Annotated in this window: 13 protein-coding genes; 8 read left to right on the forward strand and 5 right to left on the reverse strand. The window is 59.1% G+C overall.

Translation table 11 applies throughout. The features are described from left to right. Position 1 precedes the first annotated feature (1 nt). Entirely contained in the window at positions 2 to 1228 is a 1227-nt protein-coding gene (pncB, locus tag KW837_RS16385; protein WP_123499820.1) for a nicotinate phosphoribosyltransferase, read from the reverse strand. A gap of 229 nt (positions 1229 to 1457) precedes the next feature. After that, positions 1458 to 2369, reverse strand: a complete 912-nt coding sequence (locus tag KW837_RS16390) for a LysR family transcriptional regulator (protein WP_030128314.1) — start codon at positions 2367 to 2369, stop codon at positions 1458 to 1460. A 184-nt stretch (positions 2370 to 2553) separates the two neighbouring features. Here KW837_RS16390 and KW837_RS16395 point away from each other — a divergent pair, with 184 nt between their 5' ends. The 8 genes from KW837_RS16395 to KW837_RS16430 all read left to right on the forward strand — a co-directional run bounded on the left by KW837_RS16395 (position 2554) and on the right by KW837_RS16430 (position 12616). After that, positions 2554 to 4044: an aldehyde dehydrogenase family protein gene (locus KW837_RS16395; RefSeq protein WP_218397219.1), complete on the forward strand. Its 1491-nt coding sequence runs from the start codon at positions 2554 to 2556 to the stop codon at positions 4042 to 4044. A 166-nt stretch (positions 4045 to 4210) separates the two neighbouring features. Further along, on the forward strand, positions 4211 to 5494 hold the full coding sequence (locus tag KW837_RS16400; protein WP_218397221.1) for an FAD-binding oxidoreductase: 1284 nt from the start codon (positions 4211 to 4213) through the stop codon (positions 5492 to 5494). Positions 5495 to 5857: 363 nt separating this feature from the next. Then, positions 5858 to 6991, forward strand: a complete 1134-nt coding sequence (locus KW837_RS16405) for an ABC transporter substrate-binding protein (RefSeq protein ID WP_123499813.1) — start codon at positions 5858 to 5860, stop codon at positions 6989 to 6991. A 240-nt stretch (positions 6992 to 7231) separates the two neighbouring features. Next, on the forward strand, positions 7232 to 8146 hold the full coding sequence (locus KW837_RS16410) for a branched-chain amino acid ABC transporter permease LivH (protein WP_192345939.1): 915 nt from the start codon (positions 7232 to 7234) through the stop codon (positions 8144 to 8146). A gap of 3 nt (positions 8147 to 8149) precedes the next feature. Next, complete coding sequence (livM, locus tag KW837_RS16415; protein WP_008009773.1) at positions 8150 to 9433, forward strand: high-affinity branched-chain amino acid ABC transporter permease LivM; 1284 nt, start codon at positions 8150 to 8152, stop codon at positions 9431 to 9433. Next, complete coding sequence (locus tag KW837_RS16420) at positions 9430 to 10302, forward strand: ABC transporter ATP-binding protein (RefSeq protein ID WP_008009771.1); 873 nt, start codon at positions 9430 to 9432, stop codon at positions 10300 to 10302. Before livM ends, KW837_RS16420 begins: the two co-directional genes overlap by 4 nt. Further along, positions 10299 to 11015, forward strand: coding sequence for an ABC transporter ATP-binding protein (locus KW837_RS16425; protein ID WP_007902726.1), 717 nt, complete (start codon positions 10299 to 10301; stop codon positions 11013 to 11015). Before KW837_RS16420 ends, KW837_RS16425 begins: the two co-directional genes overlap by 4 nt. An 839-nt stretch (positions 11016 to 11854) precedes the next feature. Next, entirely contained in the window at positions 11855 to 12616 is a 762-nt protein-coding gene (locus KW837_RS16430; RefSeq protein ID WP_218397223.1) for an SDR family oxidoreductase, read from the forward strand. 120 nt (positions 12617 to 12736) lie between these two features. Here KW837_RS16430 and KW837_RS16435 read toward each other — a convergent pair whose 3' ends face one another. The 3 genes from KW837_RS16435 to ureG form a co-directional block, all read right to left on the reverse strand. Further along, a complete protein-coding gene (locus KW837_RS16435) occupies positions 12737 to 13864 on the reverse strand; it encodes an AGE family epimerase/isomerase (protein WP_218397225.1) in 1128 nt (375 codons plus the stop codon). Positions 13865 to 14050: 186 nt separating this feature from the next. Continuing rightward, on the reverse strand, positions 14051 to 14623 hold the full coding sequence (locus KW837_RS16440) for a HupE/UreJ family protein (RefSeq protein WP_218397227.1): 573 nt from the start codon (positions 14621 to 14623) through the stop codon (positions 14051 to 14053). A gap of 28 nt (positions 14624 to 14651) precedes the next feature. Then, positions 14652 to 15266: an urease accessory protein UreG gene (gene ureG, locus KW837_RS16445; RefSeq protein WP_007902730.1), complete on the reverse strand. Its 615-nt coding sequence runs from the start codon at positions 15264 to 15266 to the stop codon at positions 14652 to 14654. Positions 15267 to 15284: the final 18 nt, after the last annotated feature.

The following is a 15284-nucleotide window of genomic DNA, read 5'->3' on the forward strand; positions in this document are numbered from 1 at the left end:
TTCACTCCTTGCTAGATGGGCTGGAAATGGCGGCAGGTACTTGGAAAACATGTCGCAAATAGGCGACGAAATTCGGGTCTTTGCAGTGAGTCTTGCCAGGCTCATCAGAAATTTTGGCCACTGGCTGGCCGTTGCAGGCCGTCATTTTAAGCACGATGCTCATCGGTTCGACACCCGGAATGTCACACGTCAGGTTAGTGCCGATACCGAAGCTGACATTGATCCGACCGCGCAATGCCCGAAAAATCTCCAGAGATTTGGGTAGCGTCAGACTGTCGGAAAACACCAGTGTCTTGCTCATCGGGTCGATGCCAAGCTTGTGATAGTGGGCGATGGCTTTCTCCGCCCACTGCACCGGGTCACCGGAATCGTGGCGCAAGCCGTCGAAGAGCTTGGCAAAGAACAGGTCGAAATCGTTGAGGAAGGCATCGGAGGTGATGCAGTCGGTCAAGGCGATCCCCAGCAACCCCCGGTATTCGCGGACCCAACAGTCGAGGGCGGCAATCTGGCTGTCGATCAGCCGTGGACCGAGTTGCTGGTGGGCCATGATCCATTCGTGAGCCATGGTGCCCAGCGGCTTCATGTCCAGCTCCCGGGACAGGTGCACGTTGCTGGTACCGACGAAGCGACCGGGGAAGTCATGCTTGAGCACGTTCACCACTTCTTCCTGCACACGGTACGAGAAGCGACGGCGAGTGCCGAAATCGGCTACCTGCAATTCGGACAATTCGTCCGCGCTGGCGTTGGCGGTCAGCCAGTCGAACTTGCGATAGAGCTGTTCGCGGGCCTGTTCCAGAATGATTTCCCGGTAGCGATAACGGTTGCGTACTTCGCTGACCATGGCCAGTAGCGGCACTTCGAACAGAATCACGTGCAGCCACGGCCCGCGCAGACGGATGAACAGCTCACCGTTCTCAATCCCGGTGTGGATATAGCGAAGATTGAAGCGGAACAGACCGAGAAAACGCAGGAAATCCGGCTTCAGAAAACTGATGCGCTCCAGGAAGCTCAATTGATCGGCACTCAGGCTCAACTCGGCCAGGCGCTCGATCTGGAAACGGATCTCTGCCAGGTACGGGCGCAGATCCTCACTGTTACGGCAACGAAACTCCCATTCGACTTCCACGTTCGGGTAGTTGTGCAGCACCGCCTGCATCATCGTCAGTTTGTAGAAGTCGGTGTCGAGCAGGTTCTGCACGATGCGATCGGCAAACACACTCTCGCTCATAACGGGTTCTCCAGGCTGGCCGCGGCCCGTGGCAGCGACGTTGCAGCTGTTTCAATGAATGGGGCTAGTGGCGCATATCAGCAGTAAGGATTGCCAGCGATTTTTTAAATCGCCGCAGATTCCTGTGGGAGCGGGCTTGCTCGCGAAAGCGTAATGCCAGTCAACATTGATGTTGAATGTGCCGGCCCCTTCGCGAGCAAGCCCGCTCCCACAGGTATTGAGTGCAACCCTAAATTTGCGGTATGTCCGGACTATCAATCTGCTCCAGCATCCACTTCACAAAATCCCGCACCTTGGGCACTTCCGCCGAATGCTCCGGATACGCCAGGTAATAGGCGTCGGTGCTGGGCATCGCATGCTTCCAGGGAATGACCAGTTTGCCGTCGGCCAATTCCTCTTCCACCAGAAACTTCGGCAACAGCGCCACGCCGCAGCCGACCTGGGCGGCGCGGATGCACATGTAGAAGGTTTCGAAACGCGGGCCGTGGTAGCTGTGTTCGGTGTGGTAGCCCTGGCTGTCGAACCAGTCGTGCCAGGCCTGAGGCCGGGAAGCGTTTTGCAGCAGGACCAGGTCGGTGAGTTGCGTAGGGTCGGTGAACGGCGTGTCCGGCAGGCTGCCCGGTGCGCAGACCGGCACCAGCTCCTCGCCAAACAGCTTCAGGCATTCGGTGCCGGGCCGAGAGCCTTGGCCAAAGTAAAACGCCAGGTCGCTGCGACCTTGCAACAGATCATCCGCTTCCTGTTCGCTGCACAGGTCCAGATGGATCGAGGGATGACGCAGGCGCCAGCCTTTCAGGCGCGGCACCAGCCAGCGTGCACCGAAGGTCGGAGGTGTCGAGACTCGCAAGACTTCGGTATCGCCGCCGTAGGAGCGAAGGTAATGGGTCGACATTTCGACTTGGGTGAGGATTTTTCGCACTTCCACCAAGTACAAATCGCCGGCGGGGGTCATTTGCAGACGTCGGCGCACCCGGCGGAACAACAAGTGTTGCAACAACTCTTCGAGTTGCGCGACCTGTTTGCTCACGGCGCTCTGCGTCAGGTTCAGCTCTTCGGCGGCACGGGTGAAGCTCAAATGCCGGGTCACGGCCTCGAAGCACTGCAACGCGGTGATCGACGGCAAGTAGCGTTTATTCAGCATGGGTGGTCCTTTTTCTTGTTTCTCTGTGCTCTTTTTTACCGGCAGATTCGCAGCATGAATAAACGGAATGATATCTCTCTTAAAGGTCGTTTGTTGGGTAACCTCCGGGGAGCTAAAACTACAGGTCTGATCAGCCGAATAAATCCGGCTGCACGTTTTCTGTTTTTTGCTTGAGGAGTGACCCATGGTTGCCGCATTGCTTGATCGTCTTGGTGTGAACCCGGCCCTGTACCAGAACGGCAAAGTGCCGGTGCATTCGCCTATCGATGGCAGCCGTATCGCTGCCGTGAACTGGGAAGGCGCCGCTGAAGTCGAGCAGCACATCAGTCGCGCAGATCATGCGTTCGAACTGTGGCGCAAGGTTCCGGCGCCACGCCGCGGCGAATTGGTGCGCCAATTGGGCGACATCTTGCGCGAATACAAGGCCGACCTTGGTGAGCTGGTGTCCTGGGAAGCTGGCAAGATCACTCAGGAAGGTTTGGGTGAAGTTCAGGAAATGATCGACATCTGCGACTTCGCGGTCGGTCTGTCCCGTCAGCTGTACGGTTTGACCATCGCCTCCGAGCGTCCTGGCCACCACATGCGCGAAACCTGGCACCCGCTGGGCATCGTCGGCGTGATCAGTGCGTTCAACTTCCCGGTCGCCGTTTGGGCCTGGAACGCCACGCTGGCGTTGGTCTGCGGTAACCCGGTGATCTGGAAACCGTCGGAGAAAACCCCGCTGACCGCGCTGGCCTGCCAAGCGTTGTTCGACCGCGTCCTGAAAAATTTCAGCGACGCCCCGCCGCACCTGAGCCAAGTGATTATCGGCGGCCGCGATGCCGGCGAAGCGCTGGTCGATGACCCACGTGTCGCGCTGGTCAGCGCCACCGGCAGCACCCGCATGGGCCGCGAAGTGGCGCCGAAAATCGCGGCACGTTTTGCCCGCAGCATTCTCGAGCTGGGCGGCAACAACGCGATGATCCTCGGCCCAAGCGCCGATCTGGACATGGCCGTACGGGCGATTCTGTTCAGCGCCGTCGGCACCGCCGGTCAGCGTTGCACCACGTTGCGTCGCCTGATCGCCCATGAATCGGTGAAGGAGGAAATCGTCACCCGCCTCAAAGCTGCTTACTCCAAGGTGCGCATCGGCCATCCGCTGGAAGGCAATCTGATTGGGCCGCTGATCGACAAACACAGCTTCGAAAACATGCAGGACGCGCTGGAGCAGGCCTTGAGCGAAGGCGGCCGGGTGTTCGGCGGCGAGCGTCAGCTGGAAGACAAATTCCCCAACGCTTACTACGTTTCGCCGGCCATCGTCGAAATGCCGGAGCAGAGCGATGTGGTGTGCAGCGAAACCTTCGCGCCAATTCTGTACGTGATCGGTTACAACGATTTCGAAGAGGCGTTGCGCCTGAACAACGCCGTGCCACAAGGCCTGTCATCGTGCATCTTCACCACCGACGTGCGTGAAGCCGAGCAGTTCATGTCGGCGGTGGGCAGCGATTGCGGGATCGCCAACGTCAACATCGGCCCGAGCGGGGCGGAGATCGGCGGTGCGTTTGGCGGCGAAAAAGAGACCGGTGGTGGTCGTGAGTCCGGTTCGGATGCATGGCGCGGGTACATGCGTCGCCAGACCAATACCGTGAACTATTCGCTGGAGTTGCCGTTGGCTCAGGGGATTACGTTCGACTGAGATGAGCTCAGATCTTTGATCCAATGAAAATCCAATGTGGGAGCGGGCTTGCTCGCGAAAGCGGTCTTTCAGTCACATAGATACTGAATACACGGACGCCTTCGCGAGCAAGCCCGCTCCCACACTGGAATGGATGTGTTTGTTAGGTTTCTGTTGGAGTCTGGCAATGCCGTTACGCGAAGAGTGTCTGTGGGAAAAACTGACGCCGCAAAGGCCCGACAACGTGGCGCTCAAGGGCGAGGTGACGGTGGATGTCTGCGTCATCGGTGCCGGTTTCACCGGTTTGTCGGCGGCGGTGCATCTGCTGGAACAAGGTAAAAGTGTCTGTGTGCTGGAAGCGCATCGCGCCGGGCATGGCGGTTCGGGGCGTAACGTCGGGCTGGTCAATGCCGGGATGTGGATTGCACCGGATGAAATCGAAGCCGGTTTTGGCGAGGCGGTCGGCAGTCAGCTCAACCGCATGCTGGGTGCGGCGCCGTCCCTGGTGTTCAGCCTGGTCGACAAATACAACATCGATTGCCAGTTACGCCGCGAAGGCACGCTGCACATGGCGCACAACGCGCGTGGCGAAGCGGATCTGCGCAGTCGCGAAGAACAATGGAAGCGTCGTGGTGCACCGGTGGAACTGTTAACCGGTCAAGCCTGCGAACAAGCCACCGGCACAAAAAAGATCGCCGCCGCTCTGCTCGATCGGCGTGCCGGCACGATCAACCCGATGGCCTACACCACGGGGCTGGCCAACGCGGCCATCAGCCTCGGCGGTCAGCTGTTCGATCATTCACCGGTGACCCGACTCGAACGTCAGGGCCAGCGCTGGTCGGTGCAAACCGCCCAGGGTTCGGTGCTGGCCGAGCAGGTGGTCATCGCCTCCAACGCCTATACAGAAGGCGACTGGACGGAGCTGCGGCGCAACTTTTTCCCCGGTTATTACTATCAAGTGGCCTCGGTGCCGCTGACCGAAGACGCCGCGCAACAGATTCTGCCCGGCGGCCAGGGTTCCTGGGATACCCGACAAGTGCTCAGCAGCATCCGTCGCGATGCCGAAGGGCGGTTGTTGCTCGGCAGTCTCGGCAATGGCAACCAGAAACCGACCTGGTTCTTGAAAGCCTGGGCCGACCGGGTTCAGCAGCATTACTTTCCGTATCTGAAACCGGTGGAGTGGGAATGCACCTGGACCGGTTGCATCGCCTTCACTCCCGATCATTTGATGCGTCTGTTTGAGCCGGCACCGGGTCTGGTGGCCGTCACCGGCTACAACGGTCGAGGCGTGACCACCGGTACAGTCGTCGGCAAAGCCTTTGCCGATTATTTGTGTAATGGAAATCCTCAGGCCCTGCCGATTCCTTTCGCGCCCATGCAGCCATTGGCGGGTGTGGGGTTGCGAAGCTGCCTGTATGAGGCTGGGTTTTCGCTGTATCACGCGGGCCAGTGCCTGCGGATCGTCATCTGATTGTTGAAATATGTTGCTGGAAGCGGCGCTTTTCAGCGAAGCGGCTAGCCTGTAATGGTGCGGGTTGTAGCAGTCCCGCACCAGCAGTGTGCAGTTCGGTGACGCGGGCTGTTACAGGCTGGTTGCACATCGTTTGGCGCTGCGGTTGCAATGATGGCGCGTGCTGGTTGCGCCTTTAAAAATAAATGGTTTCACCTCCCGCGGTTTAGACGGTTGCACGCCCAATGAAAATGGGCCCGAAACAGTCGAAATAACAATAAGGCAGCGACTTTTTTCAGAATAAAAAACCGATGGCACGGCCCTTGCTCTGAGCATTCAGAGAAGTCGCAGTGCCAACTAAAAAAAACCTTGGAGCACCACCTCATGTCCCAGACGTTTTACAAGAAAGGCTTTCTGGCCCTCGCAGTGGCAACTGCGTTGGGTGTTTCTGCGTTTGCACAGGCTGATGTGAAAATTGGTGTGGCGGGGCCGATGACAGGCGCCAACGCCGCATTTGGCGAGCAGTACATGAAGGGTGCGCAGGCAGCGGCTGATGCAGTCAACGCCGCTGGCGGTGTCAACGGGGAAAAAATCGTACTGGTCAAAGGCGATGACGCCTGCGAACCGAAACAGGCTGTGACGGTCGCCAAGGACCTGACCAACCAGAAAGTCGCTGGCGTAGTCGGTCACTTCTGCTCCTCGTCGACCATCCCGGCCTCCGAGATCTACGACGAAGCGGGCATCATCGCGATCACTCCAGGTTCCACCAACCCGGCGGTTACCGAGCGTGGCCTGAGTGCCATGTTCCGTATGTGCGGGCGTGATGACCAGCAAGGTATCGTGGCCGGCGACTACATCGTCGACGTGCTCAAGGGCAAGAAAGTGGTGGTCCTGCACGACAAGGACACCTACGGCCAAGGTCTGGCGGATGCTACCAAGGCTCAACTGGCCAAGCGCGGTGTAACGCCAGTGCTGTATGAAGGCTTGACCCGTGGCGAAAAAGACTTCAGCACCATCGTCACCAAAATCCGCGGCGCTGGTGCCGACGTCGTTTACTTCGGTGGCCTGCACCCGGAAGCCGGTCCTCTGGTTCGTCAACTGCGTGAGCAAGGCCTCAAAGACGTCAAGTTCATGTCCGACGACGGCATCGTAACCGACGAACTGGTGACCACCGCTGGCGGTCCGCAATTCGTTGACGGCGTACTGATGACCTTTGGTGCCGACCCACGCCTGCTGCCAGACAGCAAGACCGTGGTGGACGAGTTCCGCAAGAAGGGCACCGAGCCTGAAGGCTACACCCTGTACGCCTATGCTTCGGTCCAGACCCTCGCGGCTGCCTTCAATGGCGCCAAGAAGAATGATGGCGAAGCGGCGGCCAAATGGCTGAAGGCTAACTCGGTCCAGACCGTAATGGGCAAGAAAGAGTGGGACGCCAAGGGCGACCTGAAAGTCTCCGACTACGTGGTTTACCAGTGGGACAAGGATGGCAAATACCACCAGCTGGAAAAACAGAAGTAAGGGCTGACACGATCAGTTGAACCCCACCAGTCCCTGTGGGAGCGAGCCTGCTCGCGAAGACGGACTGACAGACAGCAGCTTTGTTGAATGTTCAACCGCTTTCGCGAGCAGGCTCGCTCCCACACGGAATCAGTGGGGCCAGGCTGATCGTGGCTGACATTGCTCCGACGTAAATCTGTATTTTTCCTAGAAGAATCGCACATCACTGGTGTGCAGGTTCTCACTGCGTGAGATTGCGTTATGGATGGTATTTTCCTGCAGCAACTGGTCAACGGCCTGACCCTCGGGTCGGTCTATGGCCTGATCGCCATCGGCTACACAATGGTCTATGGCATCATCGGCATGATCAACTTCGCCCACGGCGAGGTTTACATGATTTCCGCTTACCTCGCGGCAATCAGTCTGGCTCTGCTGGCATACTTCGGTATTGAATCCTTCCCCCTGCTGATGCTTGGCACCCTGGTATTCACCATCATCGTCACGGCGGTGTATGGCTGGGTCATCGAGCGCGTCGCCTACAAACCGCTGCGCAACTCCACCCGACTGGCACCGCTGATCAGCGCCATCGGTATTTCGCTGATCCTGCAAAACTATGCACAGATTGCCCAAGGCGCCCGTCAACAAGGCGTACCGACACTGCTGACTGGTGCATGGCGAGTTGAAGTCGGGACCGGCTTCGTCCAGCTTACCTACACTAAGATTTTCATTCTGGTCGCAGCGTTTGTCGGGATGGCCCTGCTGACCTACGTCATCAAGTACACCAAGCTCGGCCGTATGTGCCGCGCCACCCAGCAAGACCGCAAGATGGCCTCGATCCTGGGGATCAACACCGATCGCGTCATTTCCTACGTGTTCATCATCGGTGCGGCGATGGCGGCCCTGGCCGGCGTGCTGATCACCATGAACTACGGCACATTCGACTTCTACGCGGGCTTCATCATTGGCATCAAGGCGTTCACCGCCGCGGTACTTGGCGGGATCGGCTCTCTGCCAGGGGCAATGCTTGGCGGGATCATTCTCGGGATCTCCGAGTCGCTGTTCTCTGGCTTGGTCAACTCGGACTACAAAGACGTTTTCAGCTTCTCGCTGCTCGTTCTCGTTCTGGTCTTTCGGCCCCAAGGCCTGCTCGGCCGTCCTCTTGTGTCGAAGGTGTAAGCGATGTCTTCAACCACTAAAAAAACCATTGATCTCAAAAGAAGCCTGGTTGACGCGATTCTTGCCGGCCTGGTGGCCCTGATTGTGTTCGGCCCGATTGTTGGCGTGGTCCTCGACGGCTACGGCTTCAACCTGGAAGCGACCCGGGTGGCATGGATTGTCGCCATCGTCATGGCTGGCCGCTTTGCCTTGAGCCTGTTCCTGCAAACCCCCAAGGGCCTGAGAATTCTCGAAGGCTTTGAAAGCACTGGCTCCGGGGTTCATGTACTGCCGCCTGATTACAAATCCCGCTTGCGCTGGATCATCCCGGTGATGATCGTCATCGCCGTGGTGTTCCCGTTTTTCTCCAACTCCTACCTGCTGGGCGTGGTCATTCTCGGGCTGATCTACGTTCTGTTGGGGCTGGGGCTGAACATCGTGGTCGGCCTGGCCGGCCTGCTCGACCTCGGTTATGTGGCGTTCTACGCCATTGGTGCCTACGGCCTGGCGCTCGGTTATCAATACCTGGGGCTGGGTTTCTGGACGGTGCTGCCGCTGGCGGCAATCACTGCCGGGTTAGCCGGTTGCATCCTGGGTTTTCCAGTACTGCGCCTGCACGGTGACTATCTGGCGATCGTGACGCTGGGGTTCGGTGAAATCATCCGGTTGATCCTCAATAACTGGCTGTCCCTGACCGGCGGCCCGAACGGTATGGCGGCTCCGTTGCCAACGTTCTTTGGCCTTGAGTTCGGCAAAAGGGCGAAAGAGGGTGGGGTGCCGTTCCATGAGTTTTTCGGCATCGCCTATAACCCGGACGTGAAGTATTACTTCATCTACGCGGTGTTGTTCCTGGTGGTACTGGCCGTGCTGCATATCAAGCACCGCTTGACCCGGATGCCGGTCGGCCGGGCGTGGGAAGCGTTGCGTGAAGACGAAATCGCCTGCCGCTCCATGGGTCTGAATCACGTACTGGTCAAGCTGTCGGCGTTCACCATCGGCGCATCGACTGCCGGCCTGGCGGGTGTGTTCTTCGCTACTTATCAGGGGTTCGTCAACCCGACCTCGTTCACCTTCTTCGAGTCGGCGCTGATCCTCGCCATTGTGGTGCTTGGCGGCATGGGCTCGACCATCGGCGTGGTAATTGCGGCGTTCGTGCTGACTGTAGCCCCGGAACTGCTGCGCGGCTTCGCTGAGTATCGCGTGCTGCTGTTCGGCATCCTGATGGTATTGATGATGATCTGGCGACCGCGCGGCCTGATTCGGATCAGCCGTACCGGTGTGACCCCGCGTAAAGGAGTAGCGCCATGAGCGAAGTCGTACTCTCGGTAGACAAACTGATGATGCACTTTGGCGGCATCAAGGCTCTGAGCGATGTCAGCCTGAAGGTCAAGCGCAACTCGATCTTCGCCCTGATCGGCCCCAACGGCGCCGGCAAGACCACCGTGTTCAACTGCTTGACCGGGTTTTACAAAGCGTCCGGCGGGCATATCGAACTCAACACCCGCGGTGTGAAAACCGACGTCATCAAAATGCTCGGGGAACCGTTCAAGGCCGTCGATTTCGTTTCACCCAAAAGCTTTATCAACCGACTCCGCTACAAGATGTTTGGTGGTACGCACCTGATCAACCGTGCCGGTCTGGCGCGGACTTTCCAGAACATTCGCCTGTTCAGGGAAATGTCGGTGCTGGAAAACCTGCTGGTGGCCCAGCATATGTGGGTCAACCGCGGCATGCTGGCCGGCATCCTCAACACCAAGGGATACCGCAAGGCCGAAAGCGATGCGCTGGACCATGCGTTCTACTGGCTGGAAGTGGTGGATCTGGTGGACTGCGCCAACCGCCTGGCCGGTGAGCTGTCCTACGGTCAGCAACGCCGTCTGGAGATCGCCCGGGCCATGTGTACCCGGCCGCAGATCATCTGCCTCGACGAACCGGCCGCCGGCCTCAACCCTCAGGAAACCGAAGCGCTGAGCGCGATGATCCGGCTGCTGCGCGACGAGCACGATCTGACCGTGGTGCTGATCGAACACGACATGGGCATGGTAATGAGTATTTCCGACCACATCGTTGTACTGGACCACGGCGTTGTCATTGCCGAGGGCGGGCCTGAAGCGATTCGACACGATCCGAAAGTGATTGCCGCCTACCTGGGCGCCGAAGAAGAGGAAGTGGTATGAGTAAACCCATCCTCGAACTCAAGGATCTGGACGTGTTCTACGGGCCGATTCAGGCCCTGAAGAAAGTATCGTTGCACATCAATGAAGGTGAAACCGTCAGCCTGATCGGCTCCAACGGCGCCGGCAAATCGACCCTGCTGATGTCGATCTTCGGCCAGCCGCGGGCCGCTGACGGGCAAATCGTCTATCAGGGTGTGGATATCACCCATAAGTCGTCCCACTACATCGCGTCCAACGGTATCGCTCAATCGCCGGAAGGCCGGCGGGTATTCCCTGACATGACCGTCGAGGAAAACCTGTTGATGGGTACGATTCCAATTGGTGACAAGTACGCCAAGGAAGACATGCAGCGCATGTTCGAGTTGTTTCCACGGCTCGAAGAGCGGCGGACCCAACGCGCCATGACCATGTCGGGCGGCGAGCAACAAATGCTCGCCATCGCCCGGGCGCTCATGAGCCGGCCAAAGCTGTTGCTGCTCGATGAGCCGAGCCTGGGGCTGGCGCCGATCGTGGTGAAACAGATCTTCGCGACCCTGCGGGAACTGGCCAGCACTGGCATGACCATCTTCCTGGTGGAGCAGAACGCCAACCACGCCCTCAAGTTGTCGGACCGGGCGTACGTGATGGTCAACGGCGAGATCCGCCTCAGCGGCACCGGCAAGGAGCTGCTGGTGAACGATGAGGTGCGTAACGCCTATCTCGGCGGCCACTGATTTCTCCGTTGCTACAACGAGCCCTGGCGAGCAATCGTCGGGGCTTTTTCTTATCTATAAAACACTACAAACCCTGTGGGAGCGGGCTTGCTCGCGAAGGCGGCGTTCCAGTCGCTTTGGTGCTGAATGTGCCACCGCTTTCGCGAGCAAGCCCGCTCCCACAAGGAGGGTGGTTTTTTTTTTGGAAATTGTGGAAAACAATATTCACGACCTCTCAAAGCGCGACATAAAGCCGCTGCAAATTGCTGTTTTATCACGGTTTTGACTTGTCCCCGTTTGCTGTGGAGCTGGCTGTGAATAACGTGGGAGTAGCTGGCTGCAAGCCTTTGAATCCGTGGCTTGCAGCGATGTGATTGTTTTTTGATCAGGTGTTTTTGCTGGACCTCGAGCCGGCTTTGTCAACCTTTTTGTTAGAAGCAAAAACGGTATGAAACGAGGTGGACAAGCCTGTGGATAAGTCTGTGGTTAAACTCTGGAAATAGTCGGCTGAGGGCCGTAGTTACTGGCTTGGAGCCATCGTCGGTTTGACCGCCCGGTCGTGCAAATTGCCCGGGGCTACACAGCAGGCACCTGAGGGTCAAGCAAAAAACTTTCTAATCTGCCCGCAAAGCCTTATAGGCAGCGGCTTGCAGCTTTTGCACTTGCCCCCGGAAACTGTGGACCGGCCTGTGGATAAGGTGCGCGTACATGGCTGCAAGCCACAGCCCATATGGCGTTGCCGGTGTTGATTGTTTTTTGTACGGTTTTTGCGATGGTTGCCGCTGTGGACAAGGCCGGGCATGCTGGCAACTGATTTTCTATTCCAAGGGCTGTCGATCAGCCGAAGCAAGGAGAACACGATGTCCAACACCCTGTTTATTACCGGCGCGACTTCCGGTTTTGGTGAAGCCTGCGCCCGTCGTTTTGCCGAAGCCGGCTGGAAACTGGTGCTGACAGGTCGTCGTGAAGAGCGCCTCAATACCCTGTGCGCCGAGTTGTCGAAGCAGACCGAGGTTCATGGCCTGGTGCTCGACGTACGGGATCGCAAGGCCATGGAGCAAGCGATTGCCAACCTGCCGCCGTCCTTCGCCAAGCTGCGCGGGCTGATCAACAACGCCGGCCTGGCCTTGGGCGTGGACCCGGCTCCCAAGTGCGATCTTGATGATTGGGACACCATGGTCGACACCAATATCAAAGGCCTGATGTACAGCACTCGCCTGTTGTTGCCGCGTTTGATCGCTCACGGTCGTGGCGCCAGCATCGTCAACCTCGGTTCCATCGCCGGCAACTACCCGTACCCGGGCAGCCATGTGTATGGCGCGAGCAAGGCGTTCGTCAAACAGTTCTCCCTGAACCTGCGTTGCGACCTGCAAGGGACTGGCGTGCGGGTCAGCAACATCGAGCCGGGCCTGTGCGAGAGCGAGTTCTCGCTGGTGCGTTTCGCCGGTGACCAGGAGCGTTACAACGCCACTTACGCCGGTGCCGAGCCGATCCAGCCGCAAGACATCGCCGAGACCATTTTCTGGGTGCTCAACGCACCGGCCCACATCAACATCAACAGCCTTGAGCTGATGCCGGTGAGCCAGACCTGGAGCGGGTTTGCGATTGAGCGTAAGGCGTAAGGCCGAGTAACGGCTGTTCGCGGGCAAGCCTCGCTCCTACAGGTTTTGTGTTGAATCATGATTCTACGAACGACACATGAGCTGTAGGAGCGAGGCTTGCCCGCGAAAGCAATCTCTCAGTCAGCGCAAATACTCGGCCAACCCGCGATAGCAGGTCGCCAAGTGATAAGGCGTAGTCGAAGGCATGTCCTTGCGGCTCACTTGGCCCTGCTCATCGCGACACTCATACCAGCCGCCCGCATGCAAAAAGCGCTGTTGCAGCGCCTGCAATTGGCGCTGCACAGAGGCTTCGCTGCCCGGGCGCAAGGTCAGGGCGCGCAGGTATTCAGCCTGGGCCCAGATGCGTTGGGTCGCATCACGAGGATGGTCGTCCAGTTCAAGCATCGCGCGTACGGCACCCGTCTGTTGATCCACGCCCCGTTGCTCGGTAAACGTAAAGGCGTGGTCCAGCGAGGCATGCAATTTGGAGCCGCGCAGCAAGGGTGAGGACTCCAGCAGGAAATACCATTCGAACTGATGGCCTGGCTCGAACCAGTTATCCACAGCGCCCAGCGGCTTCTCCATCAATACCGCGTGTTGCGGATCGATGAAGCGCTTTTGCATGGCTGTGCATAACTCGACAAGCGCACTCTGCACAGCAACGTCCTCGCGCACCGAAAGGATGGCGAGAAAGGCTTCGGCCAAATGCATCAATGGATTCTGCAGCGGCCCGGCGTTGAGCGAGGACCAATCACGGTCCAGGCTGGCTTCGTACAGGCCGTCGCCTGTGGCGAAGCGCTGCGCCAACACTTCCAGCGTGGCGTTGAGTACCGACTCCACCAGCGGTTCGCGAACCTTGTCCCAATAATGGGCGCAGGCGAACAGGATGAAGGCGTGGGTGTAGAGGTCTTTGCGCTGATCCAGCGGCTCACCTTGCGGGTCGATGCTGTAGAACCAGCCGCCATGCTCGGCATCGTGGAAATGCTGTTGCAAGGAGCGGAACAGCGCCGCCGCACGCTCTTCGGCCTGAGGCACTTGGCCGATCAGGCTGGAAAACAGGTACAGCTGCCGCGCGCAAGCCATGGCCCGATAGCGCTGCGGTGGCAGCGGCTGATGCTCGGCGTCCAGCGCTTCATAAGGTAATGCCATGTCGGCGTTCCAGCCGGGGCCTTGCCAGAGCGGCACGATCACGTCCTGGAAGTGCTGTTGCACCGAGGCGAACAGGGCGGTCAATTCAGGCTGGGAAGCGGAGCGGGAAACATGCGGCATTGGCTGGCGTCGTCACGGCAGGGTTAATTGCGCGACATGTTAGCAGGCCTGAGAGACGCGGTGTCTGTCAGGCCGCCTTCGCGGGCAAGCCTCGCTCCTACAGGTTATTCGTCGTACGTAATCCGACCACAATTCCTGTAGGAGCGAGGCTTGCCCGCGAAGAGGCCATAACAGACGATAAAGAAATCAACCCGCCAGCAACCACACCCCAGTCGCCGCCGAAGCCGCACCCGCCAACCGGACCAGTGGTGCGGCGGCCTGAGGCAAGACGCGAACCATCGCATATCCCGCTGCATGTAAAGCTGCCGTCGCCACCACAAACCCAGCCGCATACGCCCAAGGGCTCGACATGTCCGGCAGCTCCAGACCATGCGCCACGCCATGAAACAGTGCGAACAACGCAGTCGCACCCACCGCCACGCTCAGCGGCGGACGCACCGCCAAAGCCACTGCCAAGCCCAACGCCAATACCGATGCCGCAATCCCGCCCTCCAGCGCCGGCAGGTTCAACCCTTCAAAGCCCAGCAGCCCGCCGATCAGCATAGTGCCCACGAATGTGCAGGGCAGTGCCCAGCGTGCAGAACCTTTCTGCTGCGCAGCCCACAACCCTACGGCAACCATCGCCAACAAATGATCGAGACCACCAATCGGGTGGCTGATGCCGGCGACCAAGCCATTGTCGCCGTGCCCAGGATGCGCGAATGCGATGGCCGGGGTCAGCAGCAGGGCCATGGCGCCCAGAATGCGTTTCAGTGTCATGGATAAGCTTCCTTGTTGATAAATGTGATCAGGCCGCAGTCAGCAAGCCCTGGCGTTCGATGAAGGCGATGATCGCTTCCAGACCCTGGCCGGTTTTCTGGTTGCTGAAGACGAACGGTTTGCCGTTGCGCATGCGTTGGGTGTCGCTGTCCATCAGCTCTAGCGAGGCGCCTACCAGCGGCGCGAGGTCGATCTTGTTGATCACCAGCAAATCGGATTTGCAGATCCCCGGCCCGCCCTTGCGCGGCAGCTTGTCGCCGGCCGAGACGTCGATCACGTAAATGGTCAGGTCGGACAGTTCCGGGCTGAAGGTCGCCGAAAGGTTGTCACCGCCGGACTCCACCAGGATCAGGTCCAGCCCCGGGAAGCGCCGGTTCAGTTGATCCACGGCTTCGAGGTTGATCGAGGCGTCTTCGCGGATCGCGGTGTGCGGGCAGCCGCCGGTCTCCACACCGATGATCCGCTCGGGCGCCAGCGCTTCGTTGCGCACCAGGAAGTCAGCGTCTTCGCGGGTGTAGATGTCGTTGGTGACAACGGCCAGGTTGTAGCGGTCGCGCAGGGCCAGGCACAGGGCCAGGGTCAGGGCGGTTTTGCCGGAACCGACCGGGCCGCCAATGCCGACGCGCAGAGGTTGTGTGTTCATGTGGTTCTCCAAAATAAA

Origin of the sequence: Pseudomonas sp. PDM24, from assembly GCF_019218905.1 — a bacterium.
Taxonomy (GTDB): domain Bacteria; phylum Pseudomonadota; class Gammaproteobacteria; order Pseudomonadales; family Pseudomonadaceae; genus Aquipseudomonas.

Coding starts and splice junctions, on each gene's coding strand:
- pncB (WP_123499820.1), bottom strand. CDS start 1,228: ATGAGCGAGAGTGTGTTTGCCGATCGCATCGTGCAGAACCTGCTCGAC.
- KW837_RS16390 (WP_030128314.1), bottom strand. CDS start 2,369: ATGCTGAATAAACGCTACTTGCCGTCGATCACCGCGTTGCAGTGCTTC.
- KW837_RS16395 (WP_218397219.1), top strand. CDS start 2,554: ATGGTTGCCGCATTGCTTGATCGTCTTGGTGTGAACCCGGCCCTGTAC.
- KW837_RS16400 (WP_218397221.1), top strand. CDS start 4,211: ATGCCGTTACGCGAAGAGTGTCTGTGGGAAAAACTGACGCCGCAAAGG.
- KW837_RS16405 (WP_123499813.1), top strand. CDS start 5,858: ATGTCCCAGACGTTTTACAAGAAAGGCTTTCTGGCCCTCGCAGTGGCA.
- KW837_RS16410 (WP_192345939.1), top strand. CDS start 7,232: ATGGATGGTATTTTCCTGCAGCAACTGGTCAACGGCCTGACCCTCGGG.
- livM (WP_008009773.1), top strand. CDS start 8,150: ATGTCTTCAACCACTAAAAAAACCATTGATCTCAAAAGAAGCCTGGTT.
- KW837_RS16420 (WP_008009771.1), top strand. CDS start 9,430: ATGAGCGAAGTCGTACTCTCGGTAGACAAACTGATGATGCACTTTGGC.
- KW837_RS16425 (WP_007902726.1), top strand. CDS start 10,299: ATGAGTAAACCCATCCTCGAACTCAAGGATCTGGACGTGTTCTACGGG.
- KW837_RS16430 (WP_218397223.1), top strand. CDS start 11,855: ATGTCCAACACCCTGTTTATTACCGGCGCGACTTCCGGTTTTGGTGAA.
- KW837_RS16435 (WP_218397225.1), bottom strand. CDS start 13,864: ATGCCGCATGTTTCCCGCTCCGCTTCCCAGCCTGAATTGACCGCCCTG.
- KW837_RS16440 (WP_218397227.1), bottom strand. CDS start 14,623: ATGACACTGAAACGCATTCTGGGCGCCATGGCCCTGCTGCTGACCCCG.
- ureG (WP_007902730.1), bottom strand. CDS start 15,266: ATGAACACACAACCTCTGCGCGTCGGCATTGGCGGCCCGGTCGGTTCC.